Origin of the sequence: Ilumatobacter nonamiensis YM16-303 (assembly GCF_000350145.1) — a bacterium.
Taxonomy (GTDB): domain Bacteria; phylum Actinomycetota; class Acidimicrobiia; order Acidimicrobiales; family Ilumatobacteraceae; genus Ilumatobacter_A; species Ilumatobacter_A nonamiensis.
This window is the reverse complement of the sequence record NZ_BAOL01000032.1, coordinates 1-14,919: the sequence shown is the minus strand read 5'-3', so window position 1 is coordinate 14,919 and position 14,919 is coordinate 1. Positions and strand designations below refer to the sequence as shown.

The 14,919-nt window shown below is 66.8% G+C and carries 12 protein-coding genes and 1 tRNA gene; 9 read left to right on the top strand and 4 right to left on the bottom strand.

Features of this window, described 5'->3' with window-relative positions:
• Positions 1 to 9: 9 nt before the first annotated feature.
• The gene (lysA, locus tag ON45_RS04455) at positions 10 to 1,296 is read right to left on the bottom strand and encodes a diaminopimelate decarboxylase (protein ID WP_083914304.1); all 1,287 of its coding nucleotides are present in this window, start codon (positions 1,294 to 1,296) and stop codon (positions 10 to 12) included.
• Positions 1,293 to 3,041 carry an arginine--tRNA ligase gene (argS, locus tag ON45_RS04450; RefSeq protein ID WP_040492283.1) on the bottom strand — a complete coding sequence of 583 codons (1,749 nt, stop codon included), beginning with the start codon at positions 3,039 to 3,041 and terminating at the stop codon, positions 1,293 to 1,295. Before argS ends, lysA begins: the two co-directional genes overlap by 4 nt.
• 62 nt (positions 3,042 to 3,103) lie before the next feature.
• Here argS and ON45_RS04445 point away from each other — a divergent pair.
• A tRNA-Arg gene (locus ON45_RS04445) sits at positions 3,104 to 3,176 on the top strand.
• A 1-nt stretch (position 3,177) separates the two neighbouring features.
• On the opposite strand, the gene deoC is transcribed toward ON45_RS04445, so the two are convergent.
• Positions 3,178 to 3,966: a deoxyribose-phosphate aldolase gene (gene deoC / locus ON45_RS04440; RefSeq protein ID WP_040492305.1), complete on the bottom strand. Its 789-nt coding sequence runs from the start codon at positions 3,964 to 3,966 to the stop codon at positions 3,178 to 3,180.
• Between the two features lie 93 nt (positions 3,967 to 4,059).
• Between deoC and ON45_RS04435 the strand changes: the two genes are divergently transcribed.
• The 7 genes from ON45_RS04435 (at position 4,060) to ON45_RS21025 (ending at position 12,936) form a co-directional block, all read left to right on the top strand.
• Positions 4,060 to 5,160: a LacI family DNA-binding transcriptional regulator gene (locus ON45_RS04435; protein WP_158412182.1), complete on the top strand. Its 1,101-nt coding sequence runs from the start codon at positions 4,060 to 4,062 to the stop codon at positions 5,158 to 5,160.
• Positions 5,161 to 5,236: 76 nt separating this feature from the next.
• Positions 5,237 to 6,646, top strand: coding sequence for an ABC transporter substrate-binding protein (locus ON45_RS04430; protein WP_040492282.1), 1,410 nt, complete (start codon positions 5,237 to 5,239; stop codon positions 6,644 to 6,646).
• Between the two features lie 158 nt (positions 6,647 to 6,804).
• On the top strand, positions 6,805 to 9,063 hold the full coding sequence (locus ON45_RS21030) for a carbohydrate ABC transporter permease (protein WP_148288522.1): 2,259 nt from the start codon (positions 6,805 to 6,807) through the stop codon (positions 9,061 to 9,063).
• A gap of 2 nt (positions 9,064 to 9,065) precedes the next feature.
• On the top strand, positions 9,066 to 10,049 hold the full coding sequence (locus tag ON45_RS04420; protein WP_040492281.1) for a carbohydrate ABC transporter permease: 984 nt from the start codon (positions 9,066 to 9,068) through the stop codon (positions 10,047 to 10,049).
• A 10-nt stretch (positions 10,050 to 10,059) separates the two neighbouring features.
• The gene (locus ON45_RS04415; protein WP_040492279.1) at positions 10,060 to 10,962 is read left to right on the top strand and encodes an aldo/keto reductase; all 903 of its coding nucleotides are present in this window, start codon (positions 10,060 to 10,062) and stop codon (positions 10,960 to 10,962) included.
• A complete protein-coding gene (locus ON45_RS04410; protein WP_040492277.1) occupies positions 10,959 to 12,068 on the top strand; it encodes an LLM class flavin-dependent oxidoreductase in 1,110 nt (369 codons plus the stop codon). The genes ON45_RS04415 and ON45_RS04410 overlap by 4 nt, the downstream gene beginning before the upstream one ends.
• A gap of 10 nt (positions 12,069 to 12,078) precedes the next feature.
• Entirely contained in the window at positions 12,079 to 12,936 is an 858-nt protein-coding gene (locus ON45_RS21025; RefSeq protein WP_051062439.1) for a hypothetical protein, read from the top strand.
• A gap of 12 nt (positions 12,937 to 12,948) precedes the next feature.
• On the opposite strand, the gene ON45_RS04395 is transcribed toward ON45_RS21025, so the two are convergent.
• On the bottom strand, positions 12,949 to 14,109 hold the full coding sequence (locus tag ON45_RS04395; RefSeq protein WP_040492273.1) for an ABC transporter ATP-binding protein: 1,161 nt from the start codon (positions 14,107 to 14,109) through the stop codon (positions 12,949 to 12,951).
• Between the two features lie 162 nt (positions 14,110 to 14,271).
• Between ON45_RS04395 and ON45_RS04390 the strand changes: the two genes are divergently transcribed.
• Positions 14,272 to 14,868, top strand: coding sequence for a hypothetical protein (locus tag ON45_RS04390; protein ID WP_040492271.1), 597 nt, complete (start codon positions 14,272 to 14,274; stop codon positions 14,866 to 14,868).
• Positions 14,869 to 14,919: the final 51 nt, after the last annotated feature.

Sequence of the window (14,919 nt, the reverse complement as noted above, 5' to 3'; positions counted from 1 at the left end):
TGACCGACTTCATCGACCCGAAAAGACATCGGTGGCCAGCAGGTCGTCGAACGACTCCCGCCGTACGACCAATCGGGCGTCACCGTCGGCACAGAACACGACCGGCGGGCGCGTGATCTTGTTGTAGTTCGATCCCATCGAGTGGCCGTATGCACCGGTCACCGGCATCGCGAGCAGGTCACCGACCTCGACATCGGAGGGAAGCTGCGCGTTGAACGCCAACACATCACCCGATTCGCAGTGCTTGCCGACGAGTCGAGCGGTCCGGTCTCGCGGGTCATCGACGGCGCGCGGGAGGAACGATTCGTACCCCGAGCCGTAGAGGACCGGACGTGGGTTGTCGCTCATCCCGCCATCGACGGACACGTAGGTCCGCACACCGGGAATGTCCTTGATCGTGCCGACGGTGTACACCGTCATCGCCGCTGCGGCCGCGATCGATCGTCCCGGCTCGACGCTGACGCGGGAGCGGACGCCGAGCGACTCGCACGCATCGAGCAACACGCTCGCCCACTGCGCGATCGACGGTGCCTCCTCGCCCTCCACGTACGCAACGCCGAGTCCACCGCCCAGCACCAGTTCGGGCAGGTCGAGCGGGATCGCGAAGTCGGCCATCACCTCGGCAGCCTTGGCGAACGACGAGGCCTCGAACACGTTCGACCCGATGTGGCAGTGCACCCCGACGAGGTTCACCCCGTCGGACCGGCGAGCACGATCGACCGCACGGTGTGCGTCGCCGTTCTCGAGGTTGAAGCCGAACTTCGAGTCGTTCTGGCCCGTCGAGATGAACTCATGGGTGTGGGCACTGACGCCCGGCGTGATCCGCAGGACGACGTCGGGCACCGCGCCGGCGCCGCCGGCAACCAACGCCTCGATGCGGTCGAACTCGTCGAACGAATCCACGATCACATGACGGACCCCGGCCTCGATCGCAAGGCGTAGCTCGGCGACCGACTTGTTGTTCCCGTGCAACGTGCACGCCGACGCGGGCACGCCGGCCGCCATCGCGACGTGCAGCTCCCCGCCGGAGGCGACGTCGAGCAACATCCCCTCGTCGTACGCGAGCCTGGCCATCGCCCGACACAGGAACGCCTTCGTCGCGTAGATCGCCCGATCGCGTCCGAACGATTCCACCGCCTCGCGACACCGAGCGCGCAGATGCGCCTCGTCGTAGATGAACACGGGCGTGCCGTACTCCTCGGCCACGGCCGCGACCGAGCAGCCCCCGACGGTCAGCATCCCATCGGCGCCGATCTCCGTGTTGTCGGAGAGCAACCGTCGATCGAGCGCGGTCACATCTGCTCCGGCGCGTCGATGCCGAGCAGTCCGAGCGAGCGTTCGAGCACACGCGCCGTGAGGTCGGCGAGGGCGAGTCGGCTCGAGTAGATCGGCTCCGGCGAACCCTTGATCCGACAGTGCTCGTAGAAGCTGCTGAACGCCGTCGCCAGGTCGTACACGTACGTGCACAGCTTGTGCGGGCTGTACGTCTCGAGCGCCGCGTCGACGGCGGTGGGGAACGCGAGGATCTGACGCGCCAACGCCGGTTCCTGCGGCTCCACGAGTTCGATGGATGCCGCACGTACCGAGGCCCGGTCGACACCCTCGCGCCGGAAGATCGAACAGATCCGGGCATGCGCGTACTGCAGATAGGGGCCGGTGTTGCCCTCGAAGGCGAGCATCCGGTCGAAGTCGAACACGTAGTCCTTGATCCGATCGGTCGACAGGTCGGCGTACTTCACCGCCCCGATCCCGATCGACCGTGCCACATCCGCGCGGACGTCCGGCTCGAGGTCCGGGTTCTTCTCGGCCACCGCTGCTTCGGCGCGCGCGACCGCCTCGTCGAGCAGTGCGACGAGGCGCACCGGCTCGCCTGAGCGAGTCTTGAGGCGCTTGCGGTCGGTGCCCAGCACGATGCCGAACGGGACGTGCACCGCGTCGGTCTCGTCGTCGAGCCAGCCTGCCATCTTCGCGACGGCGAACACCATCTGGAAGTGCTGCGACTGGCCGGCATCGACGACGTAGAGGATCAGGTCCGCACCGATCCGTTCGGTGCGGTCGATGATGCAGGCGAGGTCGCTGGTCGCGTAGTTGAAGCCGCCGGTCCCCTTCTGCACGATCAGCGGGAGTGGGTCGCCGTCACGGTTCTCGAACCCGGGAGGGAAGACGACGTCGGCGCCATCGGATTCCTCGACCAGACCTGCCGCACGGAGACGTTCGATGACGTCGGGCATCAGCGGCTGGTACCGGCTCTCGCCGGCCAGGTCGTCGTCGGTGAGCAGCACGCCCATCTTGCGGTACACCGTGTTGAAGTAGGCCGCGGACAGATCGACGAGGATCTCCCACAGTCGCATCGTCTCGGGATCGCCGGCCTGGAGCAGGACGACGCGCTGTCGGGAACGCTCCTGGAACTCGTCGGACGCGTCGAACGCGACGCGAGCGTCCTTGTAGAAGCTGTTGAGGTCGCCGAGCGAGAGTGCTTCGGCCGCCTCGGTTTCGCCGAGGTCGAGCAGGTGCTCGATGAGCATCCCGAACGGGGTTCCCCAGTCGCCGACGTGGTTCTCGCGCGTGACACGGTGTCCGTGCGCCTCGAGCATCCGCACGAGCGAGTCGCCGATCGCCGTCGAGCGGAGGTGTCCGACGTGCATCTCCTTCGCGACGTTGGGTGCGGAGTAGTCCACGACGACCTGCATCTCGCGTGAGTCCGGTTCGATCCCGAGGCCGTCGGCGGAGCGGACCACGTCGAGTTCGGACGCGAGGAACTCGGAGGAGAACGTCACGTTGATGAAGCCGGGCCCCGCGACCTCCACGCCCTCGGCGACATCGGCAAGGACCCCGGAGTCGATCACCCGCTGAGCGAGCTCACGCGGGTTGGTCCCCAGTCGCTTCGCGAGCGGCAACGCACCGTTGATCTGGGCGTCGGCACGATCGGACGGCCGCACGGTCGGGTCGGCGGACTCGTTGCCGACACCGGCATCGGATTCGACGAGCTCGTCGAACACGGGTTGGAGCAGGCGGGTGAGCGTGGCCACGGGATCAGACATGCGTTCCCAAGTGTGCCGGATCGAGTCGATCGCAGCACCGACCGATAGATTGCCGTCGCACTGCCTTCGTAGCTCAGGGGATAGAGCACTGGTTTCCGGAACCAGGTGTCGCAGGTTCGAATCCTGCCGAGGGCGCTCAGGCCGTCAACGCAACGGCGATCGCGTCGTCGAGCAGCGAACTCGCTCCGAAGCGGAACGTGGCCGGGGTCGCCCAATCGGCGCCCAGCCGCGAATCGACCACGGCGAGATACTCGATCGCCTCGGCAACCGTGCGGATGCCACCCGATGGCTTCAGGCCGATCGTCCGGTCGGCCTGCGCCACCGCGTCGACCATCGGTGCGAACGCATCGAGCGTCGCGCTGACCGCGGTCTTGCCGGTCGACGTCTTGATGAAGTCCGCGCCGGCGTCGATCGCCAGCTGCGCTGCCCACGTGACGAGGTCGACGCTCCCGAGTTCCCCGGTCTCGAGGATCACCTTCAGCTCCGCCCGGCGGTCACCGCGTCCGGTGTGGGCGTGGACGATCTGTGCGATGGCCTGCACCATCGCTCGGGGAGCTTCCGGGTCACCGCCGCGCAACGCCACGTACGGCAGGACGAGGTCGATCTCGTCGGCACCTGCGGCCAGCGCATCCCGGGTCGTCGACGAGACGTCGGCGATCGGGTCGTCACCGCCCGGGAAGTTGACCACGGTCGCGATCGAGCACGTGCCCCGCTCGGGCTCGGCGTCCAACGCCGCCACGACGGTTCCGACGAACTCCGGCCACACGCACACGGCGGGCACGCCGTGCTCGAGCGCGCGGTCGACCAGGTCGCGCAATCCCACGGGATCGTGCTCGTCGTTCAAGTCGGTGAGATCGATCAGCGAGATCACCCGTTGGGCGTCCGCTGCCGACGGATGGACGGGGCCCGGACCGACCGAGGACATGTCGATCACCGTACCGCGCGGACGATGCAGGGGCCGACGGGAACCACCGACGTGATGAAAGCGCTTACACTCGCTCGGGGAGGGGTGAGAGACATGGTGAGCGACGACAGCGACACGACGATCCACGCTCCCCCGCGGCGCCTCACCATCGAGCACGTGGCGGCAGAGGCGGGGGTCTCGGTCGCGACGGTGAGCCGCGCGCTCCGCGGACTCCCCAACGTCACCCCGTCGACACGCGAGCGGGTCCGAGCCGTCGCGGATCGACTGAACTATCACCCCGACCCGGCGGCGACCCGGCTGGCGGCCGGGCGAACGGGAACGGTCACCTTGGCGATCCCCTCGCTGTTCGGCTGGTACTTCTCGACGGTGATCGCCGGCGCCGAGGCCGTCTGTGCCGACGCCGGACTCGAGTTCCAGGTGATCGCCGTGTCCACCCCCACGCATCGCGACCGTCTCCTCGACGAGTCGCGGCGGCTGGAACGACGCACCGACGCACTGATCCTGGTCGACGTGACCATCGAGCCCGAACAGGTCGCGTCGCTCGAACGACGCGGGGTCGGCCTGGCCACGATCGGCTCCAACGTGGTCGGTCACCCGTCGGTGTGCATCGACGACGAGTTGGTGGGACAGATCGCCGCGGAGCACCTCCTCGCCCTCGGTCATCGACGGATCGGCGTGATCGGCGGACGACCCGAGGGACCGATGAGCTTCGACGTGCCCGAGGCCCGATGGCGCGGATTCAGCCGCGAGCTGGCCGCGGCCGACGTTGCGGTCGACCACGAATGCAACGTCAACGGCAACTTCAGTCTCGACGGTGGCTACGAGGCGATGACACAACTGCTCCGCGCTCCGAGTCGCCCGACCGCAGTCTTCGCGATGTCCGACGAGATGGCGTTCGGGGCACTGATGGCGTGCAACGAGCACTCGCTGCGGGTCGGGACCGACATCTCGCTCATCGGGGTCGACGACCACGAGTTCTCGCGGGTGGTCGACCTCACGACGGTTCGACAGCCGGTGGCCGATCACGGCTCGGTGGTGGCGCGCCTCCTGGTCGCGGCGTTGCGGAAATCGGCGCGGCACGCGGGCGATCCGGGTGAACCGGTCGTCGGAGCGTCGGACGAACACGACGAACCGGTCCGACCGGCGGTGTCGCTGGTGGAGCGGTCCTCGACCGGATCCATTTCTTGCACTTGACGTGACGGCCGCCGTATGAAAGCGTTTACATGCCGGGAATCGTCCGGCAATCACACCACCTGAGGGGGAGGACCCAATGAGAAAACGCAGCATCAAGCTTGCTGCCGTTCCCGTTGCACTGGCGCTGGTCGCCGGAGCGTGCGGGAGCGACGACGATTCGTCCAGCAGCGACGATTCGAGCGAGGAGACCGAGGGCAGCGACGCAGCCAGCGACGAAGACGAAGGCGAAGGCGACGACGGAGGCGACGACGAGGCCGCCACGTCCGGCGACTTCGACGGGGCCGAGGTGACGATCACCGGGCCCGAGCGTGACGACCCGTCGATCGCCGCGATCCAGGACACTCTCGGCGCCTTCGGTGAAGAGAACAACATCAGCATCTCCTACGCCGGCGACGCCGACTGGGAAGCGAACATCAACACCCAGGTCGAAGGCGGCAACCCGCCCGACATCTCGATCTTCCCGCAGCCCGGCAAGCTCGCCGAGTTCGCCGCCGACGGTGCCGTCGTCGCCCTCACCGATGAGGTCAACGCCACGATCGACGAGTTCTGGGACGAGAGCTATCAGGCCGACGGCGCCACCGACGACACCCAGTACGGCGTGCCGGTCAAGACCGACCTCAAGTCGCTCGTCTGGTACAAGCCGGCGGCGTTCGAAGAGGCCGGCTACGAGGTCCCCGAGACGATCGACGACTTCACCGCGCTGATGGCCACCATGGTCGAGGACGGGAACACCCCGCTCTGCGTCGGGATCGAATCCGGCCAGGCAACCGGCTGGACGTTCACCGACTGGACCGAGGAGATGGTGCTCCGTCTCCACGGTGGCGACGTGTACGACCAGTGGGTCAACCACGAGATCCCGTTCAACGACCCGCAGATCGTCGAGGCCATGCAGGCCGTCGTCGACTTCTGGGCCGACGAGAACGTGTTCGCCTCCGGCGGCTCCATCGCCGCCACCAACTTCGGTGACAACGCGATCCCGCTGTCCGACGGCCAGTGCATGATGCACCGCCAGGCGTCGTTCTTCGCCGGGTTCTTCGCCGAAGGAACGGCGTTCGCCGATCCCGACGATCCCGAAGCGATCGACGTGTTCTACTTCCCGGACATCAACGGTGACAATCCGGTTCTGACCGCCGGCACCTACGCCGCTGCGTTCAACGAGGACCCGGCCACGATGGCGGTGCTGAACTACATGGCGACCGCCGACTACGCCGAGACCCGTCAGCGGATCCAGACCGAGGAACTCGACGGCGGCCTCTCCGGCTTCCTGTCGGCCGCTCAGGGGCAGGACCCGAGCGTGTACCAGCCGCTCGAGCAGGGCTTCCTGGAGATCCTCAACGATTCCGAGCTCGCTCGGTTCGATGCCTCCGACCTGATGCCGGCCGACGTCGGCGCCGGGTCCTTCTGGTCCGAGGGAACGTCGCTCGTGAACGGCACGATCGATGCGCAGACCGCAGCGGACAACATCGAGGCTTCCTGGCCGTCCTGAGCCGGCAGCGTGATCGTTCGATCGATCACGTCCGACTCTGATCCAATCGAGGGCACCGTCACCACGGTGGCGGTGCCCTCGCCGGTTCGGTCGGTGTTTGCAGCCGAGCCCGCAACGAACTAGACAACGGACAGGTCCGTGGGGACGAACGAGGGGGAGTGTCAGTGGAGACGCTGGAAGACGAAGGCATCGACGACGTCGAGCACGTGCTCGCCGAAGCCGCCGGCCCGATCACCACCGAGGGACGCGTCGGGACACCGCTCTCGGCCCGACCATTTCTCATCACCACGGGCGTGGCCGGTCTGGCGGCGATCGTCCTCGCGAACGTGCTCAACGGCAGTGTCGCCGCCAACGCGATCGTCGTCGTCCTCACGCTGATCGCCACGGCTGCGGTCACGGTGATCGCCGTCGACCGACGGCAGAACGGCATCCGCGAGGGCCGATTCATCGCGATCGTGGCCGTCGCCGTCGCGATCGAGGCCCTGATCCTCATCTGGGCCGCCAACCAGGACAAGGTCCAGAGCACGCTGATCACGGTGCTCGTCGCGGTTGCCGGCAGCGCATCGATCTGGATCGGCGCGAACCTGCTCTTCAACCAGGTCCGCAACCGGTGGAAGCGATTCAGCGCTCTCGCCTTCGGAGCCGTCGGGTTCCTCCTCGGCGTCGTGCTCCACGGCAACCAGGCCACCCTCGGATCGGGTGGCGGATTCCTCAGCTGGCTGATCGGGCCGCTCGTCGGCACGGCCGTCTTCGTCGCACTCGGTATCGTCCTCTCGCAAACCGACGATCCGAAGATGCGCATGATCATCAGCGTCGGCGCGGGTGCCGCGATCGGCCTGGTCATCGGATTGCTCATCCGTGAGCAGTACCAGCCCGAGTTCGACTTCGGAGCGATCGCCCTGTGGACCGCGATCGGCATCGTCGTGGGCGTCGGATTGTCGGCCCTCGGGAAACGGGCACTCGTCGGCGGCGCGCTCATCGGTGGTGCGCTCGGCTGGATCCTGGGGGCCTGGGGTGGCGCCGACCTGGGTGCGGGCAACATGGCGACCTCGATCATCGCGACGGCGGTCCCCGGGATCGCTCTCGGAATCCGGCTCGGCATGACACCGAATCCCGACTACAAGCAGCGTTCCGAGATCGACCTCCGCTCGCGGTCGTACATCTTCGTCGGCCCCGCGCTGCTGTTCATCTTCATCATGCTCGTCGTTCCGGGGATCCGGACGTTGTATCTCTCCCTGCTCGACAACGACTCGGTCGACTTCGTCGGCGGTGAGAACTACGGAGCGATCTTCAACGACCCCAACAGCTTCGATGTCTCCAACTGGACGAACATGTTCACGTCGATGCCGTTCATCATCGGAGCCGGCTTCTTGGCCCTCGCGTTGGTGGTCGGGATCATCATGAAGCAGCGCACGGGGCACGCCGTGGAACTCGGCAACCCGACCGCAGCCCCGCTCATCTTCGGCCTGTTCCTCCTCTCGTTCGGCGTGTTCACCGCGCTCAGGGGAACGATCATCAACAACCTCTGGTGGGTCGTCGTGGTCACCTTCGTCTCCACGGCGATGGGCCTCGCGGTGGCGGTACTCGCCGACGGAAAGCGCGGCGAGAAGTACTCCAAGTCGTTCATCTTCATGCCGATGGCGATCTCACTGGTCGGCGCGTCGATCATCTGGCGTTTCGTCTACGCAGCACGCGACACCTCGAGCGAACAGACCGGTGTCCTGAACGCCTTGTGGGTCGGCCTCGGACGATTGTCGACCGGCTCGGGACTGCCCACCCTGATCGGCACGATCGTGTTCGGCCTGATCCTCGTGGGAGTGCTGATGGTGATGGCCCGCGGTCTCGTGCAACGCAACTGGGGCCGGGCGATCACGTTCGGTTTCGTCGCGGTGCTCGCCGGATGGATCTTCCTGCGGTACACGGCGATCATCGGTGACGGCCTCGGTGGATTCGTCATCACGCCCGACGGGACCGTCGAGGGTCAGACGGTCCTGTTCGTCCAGGAACCGCCGTACAACAACTTCTGGCTGATGGTCATCCTCATCTGGATCCAGACCGGATTCGCGATGGTGATCCTGTCGGCGGCCATCAAGGCGGTTCCGACCGAACTGATCGAGGCGGCCAAGATCGACGGCGCGACCGACAGTCAGGTCTTCTGGCGGGTGACGCTGCCGCAGATCGCCACCACGATCGGCGTGGTCGTCACCACGATCATCGTGCTGGTCATGAAGGTCTACGACATCGTCAAGGTGATCACCAACGGCCAGTTCGGCACACAGGTGCTGGCCAACGACATGTTCAACCAGGCATTCCAGTTCGGCAACACCGGGCAGGGCGCAGCGCTCGCGATCCTGATCTTCATCTCCGTCCTGCCGGTGATGGTCTACAACATCTCGCGGATGCAGAAGGAGGACTGACCATGAGCAGTACCACCACCGACACCTCGATCACCTCCTCGGGCGATCCGCACCCGATCGACGACGGGTCGGGCGGCTCGGGCATCATCGATCGCGCGTACCGGCTCCTGCGCAGCGTCCCGACCGGTCTGCTGTGGCTGATCGTCGTCGTCTGGACCATCCCGACGCTCGGTCTGTTCGTCAACTCGTTCCGTACCCGGGACGCGCAGCGCTCGACCGGCTGGTGGAAGGGCCTGAACCCGTTCGACTGGACGACGGCCAACTACGACCAGATCATCAACGCCCGCCAGAGCATCGGCAACTCGCTGCTCAACTCGATGGCGATCGCGATCCCGGCGACGATCATCCCCATCGCGATCGCCGCATTCGCCGCGTACGGATTCGCCTGGATCGACTTCCGCGGTCGCAAGCCACTGTTCATCGCCACCGTGTCGCTGTTGGCCGTGCCGCTGCAGGTCGCGCTGATCCCTCTGCTCCAGATGTTCAACAATGGTGCGAGCCTGACCCTGCCCGGGCTCGACAAGACGATCACCTTGATTCCCGACTTCGACCTGGCGGGCACAACCACGGCGGTGTGGCTGACCCACACCGGTTTCGCGATGCCGTTCGCGATCTTCCTGCTGCACAACTACATCTCGGCGCTCCCGAAGGACGTGTTCGAGGCGGCGCGCATCGACGGCGCCGCACACTTCACGATCTTCTGGCGGCTCGTCCTGCCGTTGTCGATCCCGGTGTTGGCGGCGTTCGCCATCTTCCAGTTCCTCTGGACGTGGAACGACTTCCTGATCGCCAACACGATGATCGGGGCCAACGTCGACGAGCAGCCGACGACCATCCTGATCGCCAACCTCGCCGGAGACTTCGGACGCAACGAGAACATCCTGCCCGCGGCCGCGTTCGTCCAGGCGTTCGTACCGATCATCGTGTTCTTCTCGCTGCAGCGCTACTTCGTGCGAGGACTGTTGGCCGGTTCCGTGAAGGGCTAGTTTCCATCGGGTGAGCTCGCTGGTCCAGTCCCACAAACGGAGCCTCGGCTCCCTCCCCCCGGTGGGGCCGATCGCGTACGGGCTCTGGAGGTTCACCGACGACGACATCGAGGTCGGGCAGGGTCTCCTGGAGACGGCGCTCGAGTCGGGGATGAACCTGATCGACACGGCCGACGTGTACGGGTTCGACTGGGGCGGTACCGGATTCGGTCAGGTCGAGGAGATCCTCGGGCAGGTGCTCGCCGCGACGCCCGGCCTGCGGGACCGGATCGTGCTCGCCACCAAGGGCGGCATCGCGCCGCCCACGCCGTACGACTCGTCGCCGAAGTACCTGCGGTCCGCATGTGAAGCGTCGCTCCGGCGCCTGCAGACCGACGTCATCGACCTCTATCAGATCCACCGGCCGGACATGTACACGCACCCGGCCGACGTCGCGATCACCCTCCACGCACTCCGGGTCGAAGGCAAGATCCGTGAGGTCGGCGTGTCCAACCACACCCCGGCGCAGGTCGCCGCCCTGCAGGCCCACCTCGAGTTCCCGATCATCACGAACCAGCCCGAGTTCTCCGCGGTCGAACTCACGCCGATGCGCGACGGCACGCTCGATCAGTGCATGGCGGAGCGGGTCACGCCACTGGCCTGGAGTCCGCTCGGAGGCGGACGCCTCGCGACCGGTGAGGGCATCGCCCCCGATCTCCTCGCGCTCCTCGATTCGCTCGCGGTGCGCGAAGGGGTCGACCGGTCACAGATCGCGCTCGCCTTCGTCCTCGCCCATCCGTCGGCACCCGTGGCGATCATCGGATCACAGAACCCCGACCGCATCCGTTCCTCGGCCGCAGCGCTCGGCGTCACCCTCGACCGTGCCGATGTGTATGCGATCGTCCAGGCCTCGGAAGGAGTGCCGCTCCCATGAGCTCGATCACCCAACCCCACGTTCCCGAGATCTCCTGGTTCGGCGCACTGTGCGACGACGACTACGAGTTCCTCGGTGTCCCTGACCCGGATCTCGCCGCATCCTGGGAGCACTGCCGGGACATCGTGCAGGCTGCCGACCGCGGCGGCTTCGACAACGTGCTGCTGCCGTCCGGCTATCAGCTCGGCATCGACTCCACCGCCTTCGCCGCGGCCATCGCCACCCACACCGAACAGATCAACCTGTTGCTCGCGGTTCGGATGGGCGAGATGTGGTTGCCTCAGCTCGCCCGCCAACTCGCGTCCATCGACCAGTTCGCGCACGGGCGCCTCACGATCAACATCATCAGCTCGGACATTCCCGGCGAAGCACTCGATTCCGCACCGCGCTATCAGCGCACGCGGGAATGGATGCAGGTCCTCCGCAAGCTGTTGAACCGCGAGTCGATCGACTTCCACGGCGAGTTCGTCGACCTCACCCTCGATCCACCGCGAATCTCCACCGCCGATTCGACCTGTCCCCCGTTCTACTTCGGCGGCTTCTCCCCCGCCGCCAAGGACGTTGCTGCAGCCGAAGCCGACGTGTTCCTCACCTGGCCCGACACGGTCGCGTCGGTGGGAGACACCGTTTCCGAGATGGCCGCACTCGCCCGCGAGCGGTACGACCGCGAACTGCTGTGCGGGCTGCGCGCCCACATGATCGTCCGCGAGACCGAGGCCGAAGCACGCGCCGCAGCGGCGCAACTCGTGTCGAAGCTCGACGCCGACACCGGCGACGCGATTCGCAACAAGTCGCTCGACGCGGCATCGGTCGGCGTGTCACGCCAGGCCGACCTGCGCGAGTCCGCCGCCGACGACGGGTTCGTCGAGGAAGCGTTGTGGACCGGCGTGGGGCGGGCCCGATCCGGCGCGGGCGCCGCAATCGTCGGCGATCCCGACCAGGTCGTCGCCAAGTTGAAGGCGTACCAGGACGCCGGGGTCTCCGCGTTCATCCTGTCCGGCTACACCCATCGAGCCGAATGCGACCTCGTGGCGAAATACGTTCTCCCCGAGGTCGAGCACGCGGCCGTCAAGCCGCGCTTCACGTCCGACCTCGGCATCGGCTGAGAGGCAACCGATGACCGATCGGAACGACGACTCGCGCAACAGCGCAGCGTTCACGCCCCCGGACCCGAACGACACGGTCACCGCCGAGCACGAAAGCGGACAGGCACCTGCCGGCGACGTGCCACCTCCGGCCGATGCGACGGTCGTCGTGCCCTCACCGGGCGCGGTCCCGCCACCGCTGCCGGCCCCGAACGACGGACCGCAACTTCCACCCCAGCCACCACCACCGCCGCCGCCCCCTCCGTCAGGACCGCCGGCCTACCCGCCACAGGCCACCCCGCCGCAGGCGTACACCCAACCGACGGCACCTCCGCAGTACGGGCACCAGCCACATCCGCCGCACGCGTCTGGCCAACCGGTCGGCCACACGGCGTTCGCTGCCCCGCAGTACGGTCAGCTTCCGGGGACTCCGGTACCGACCTCATCGCGGCGCAGCGGCGGAGCCATCGTGGGGGCGCTGATCATGCTCGGGGCAGCGATCCTCTCCGTCATCGGGTCCGCTCTCCCGTGGGTGACCTTCGACAACCTCGGTTTCAGCGAGCTCCCCAACGGATTCGAGACCTACGGGTTCTACGACGAATTCGACCCGGTCCAGTGGACGAACCCGGGCGCCTGGATCATCGGAGCGTTCGCAGTCGTGGCGATCCTCGCGATCGTCGTCCTCGCCGCCGGCAAGTCGACATGGAGTTCGATCTGCGGAATCATCGCGTCGCTCGTCGCCGGCACGATCGCCGCGGCTGCGGTGGTGGGTATCGCCGACCTCACCAACACCTTCCCCCTCCTTCAGGTGGGACCGGGCATCATCCTGATCATCGGTGCAGCCCTGATGGCGTTCGTCGGGTCGCTGATCGTGGCGATCGCCAGCTGACCGCCCCCGAACTCAGCTCCAGATCGACAGGTGCGTCTCGGGGTCGAAGAAGTGCATGTTGTCGGTCGCCACGGCGATCCGCACGTCCTCCCGCATCTTCACGCGTGAGCGGGGGTTGAACCGGCCGACGGCGTTGCTGCCCGAGTCGGACTCCTCGACGGCATCGGGGTCACCGGAGTCGACCGTGCGGGCGTTGATGTCGAAGTGCACCATCAGTTCCGAGCCGAGCGCTTCGATGAGCCGCACGTTCGACGTGAGTTCGCGGCCGGTCGTGTCACCCTCGAACAACGAGGCATCCTCGAAGTCCTCGGGGCGGATGCCGACGATCACCTTGCCGTGGTCACGCAGCGCCGGACGGTTCTCCAACACCTCGGGGCCGATCCGCAGGTTCTGGTCGCCCAGATGCACGGTGCCGCCGTTGTCGTCGAACTCGACGGTCGCCTCGTACAGGTTCATCGACGGAGAGCCGATGAACGCCGCCACGAACACGTTGTCGGGCTTGTCGTACAGGTTCTGCGGCGTGTCGACCTGCTGCAGGTAGCCCGCCTTGAGGACCGCAACGCGATCGCCCATGGTCATCGCTTCGATCTGGTCGTGCGTGACGTACACCGTGGTGACGGCCAGGTCGCGCTGGAGTGCCGCGATCTCGGCGCGCATCTGCACGCGCAACTTCGCGTCGAGGTTCGACAGCGGCTCGTCCATGAGGAACGCTGCCGGCTGGCGCACGATCGCGCGGCCCATGGCGACACGCTGGCGCTGACCACCCGAGAGCTGACCCGGCTTGCGGTCGAGGTTCGCATCGAGTTCGAGGATCTTCGAAGCCTGGCGCACTCGACGGTCGATCTCGTCCTTGGGAACCTTCGCCAGCTTCAGCGCGAAGCCGATGTTGTCGTACACCGTCATGTGGGGGTACAGCGCGTAGTTCTGGAAGACCATCGCGATGTCGCGATCCTTCGGCTCGACGTCGTTGACGACCTTCTCGCCGATCTTCATCTCGCCGCCCGAAATCGTCTCGAGCCCGGCGATCATCCGCAGCGCCGTGGACTTGCCACAGCCCGACGGGCCGACGAGCACCAGGAACTCCTTGTCGGCGATCTCGAGATCGAGGTCGTGGATCGCGTGGAATCCGTTCTCGTAGATCTTGTTCACTTTGTCGAGTGTGACGGTGGCCATGGGATCCTCTCGGCGAGACGTGGAAGCGTTTGCAGGATACCCGACTCGGGCGACCAAGGTCACACGGCTCACGGCGGGGCCCCGACCGGCCGAGAGGCCCCGTCCCGTTGCGTCCGGTCGCCCCGTCGTGATGGTGTGGGCAGCCCGGTAGCGTCGCTCCGCATGGCTGTCAACCAGATGAAGAACCGAATGCAGGCGCTGGGGTTGCTCGACCGCGCCTTCAAGGCCGCCACCGACGAGGAGCTGGCCGCAGCCATCGACGGGCTCGGCGACGACCACCGCGAAGGCCTCGACTCGTTCGTCGACGAGATCTCGGCCGACGGCGTCCGCAACGGCGTCAAGGCCGGCCGGATCGACGGTGGAATGGAAGCGATCGCGGCGATCATCACCGACGCTGCACTCGCCGACTGCATCGAGCAACTCGGCGACAACGCCGACAACCCGTCGTCGGATCAGCTCCGCGAGGTGCTCCCCGGAATCGTCGAACGCCACAATCTCGGAATCACCCGGGTCATGCTCGCCGGTACCGTCGCCGGCGAAGCTCCGGCATCCGCGATCATCCGCGACCTGTTGAAGAACGACGACACGCTGCAGCTGCCGAAGGTCGACGACGTCGAGATCGCACCACTCATCGACACGTCGAAGCGCTCCGCCGACGAGCAGGCCGAACTGCGCGAGAAGCGCAAGGCCGCGAAGAAGGCGAAGCAGGAGGCGGCCCGCGCCCGCAAGGCCCAAGCCGCCGCCGCCCGCCACCGCTGATTCCCTTCTCGTGATCAGTTCCAGCGCTCCGTGCGCGAACTGTTCACGAGA

What these genes read in the sequence shown, in the direction of transcription:
- argS (WP_040492283.1), bottom strand. Translation starts at nt 3,041, where the DNA reads ATGTCTGATCCCGTGGCCACGCTCACCCGCCTGCTCCAACCCGTGTTC.
- deoC (WP_040492305.1), bottom strand. Translation starts at nt 3,966, where the DNA reads ATGTCCTCGGTCGGTCCGGGCCCCGTCCATCCGTCGGCAGCGGACGCC.
- ON45_RS04435 (WP_158412182.1), top strand. Translation starts at nt 4,060, where the DNA reads ATGGTGAGCGACGACAGCGACACGACGATCCACGCTCCCCCGCGGCGC.
- ON45_RS04430 (WP_040492282.1), top strand. Translation starts at nt 5,237, where the DNA reads ATGAGAAAACGCAGCATCAAGCTTGCTGCCGTTCCCGTTGCACTGGCG.
- ON45_RS04420 (WP_040492281.1), top strand. Translation starts at nt 9,066, where the DNA reads ATGAGCAGTACCACCACCGACACCTCGATCACCTCCTCGGGCGATCCG.
- ON45_RS04410 (WP_040492277.1), top strand. Translation starts at nt 10,959, where the DNA reads ATGAGCTCGATCACCCAACCCCACGTTCCCGAGATCTCCTGGTTCGGC.
- ON45_RS21025 (WP_051062439.1), top strand. Translation starts at nt 12,079, where the DNA reads ATGACCGATCGGAACGACGACTCGCGCAACAGCGCAGCGTTCACGCCC.
- ON45_RS04395 (WP_040492273.1), bottom strand. Translation starts at nt 14,109, where the DNA reads ATGGCCACCGTCACACTCGACAAAGTGAACAAGATCTACGAGAACGGA.
- ON45_RS04390 (WP_040492271.1), top strand. Translation starts at nt 14,272, where the DNA reads ATGGCTGTCAACCAGATGAAGAACCGAATGCAGGCGCTGGGGTTGCTC.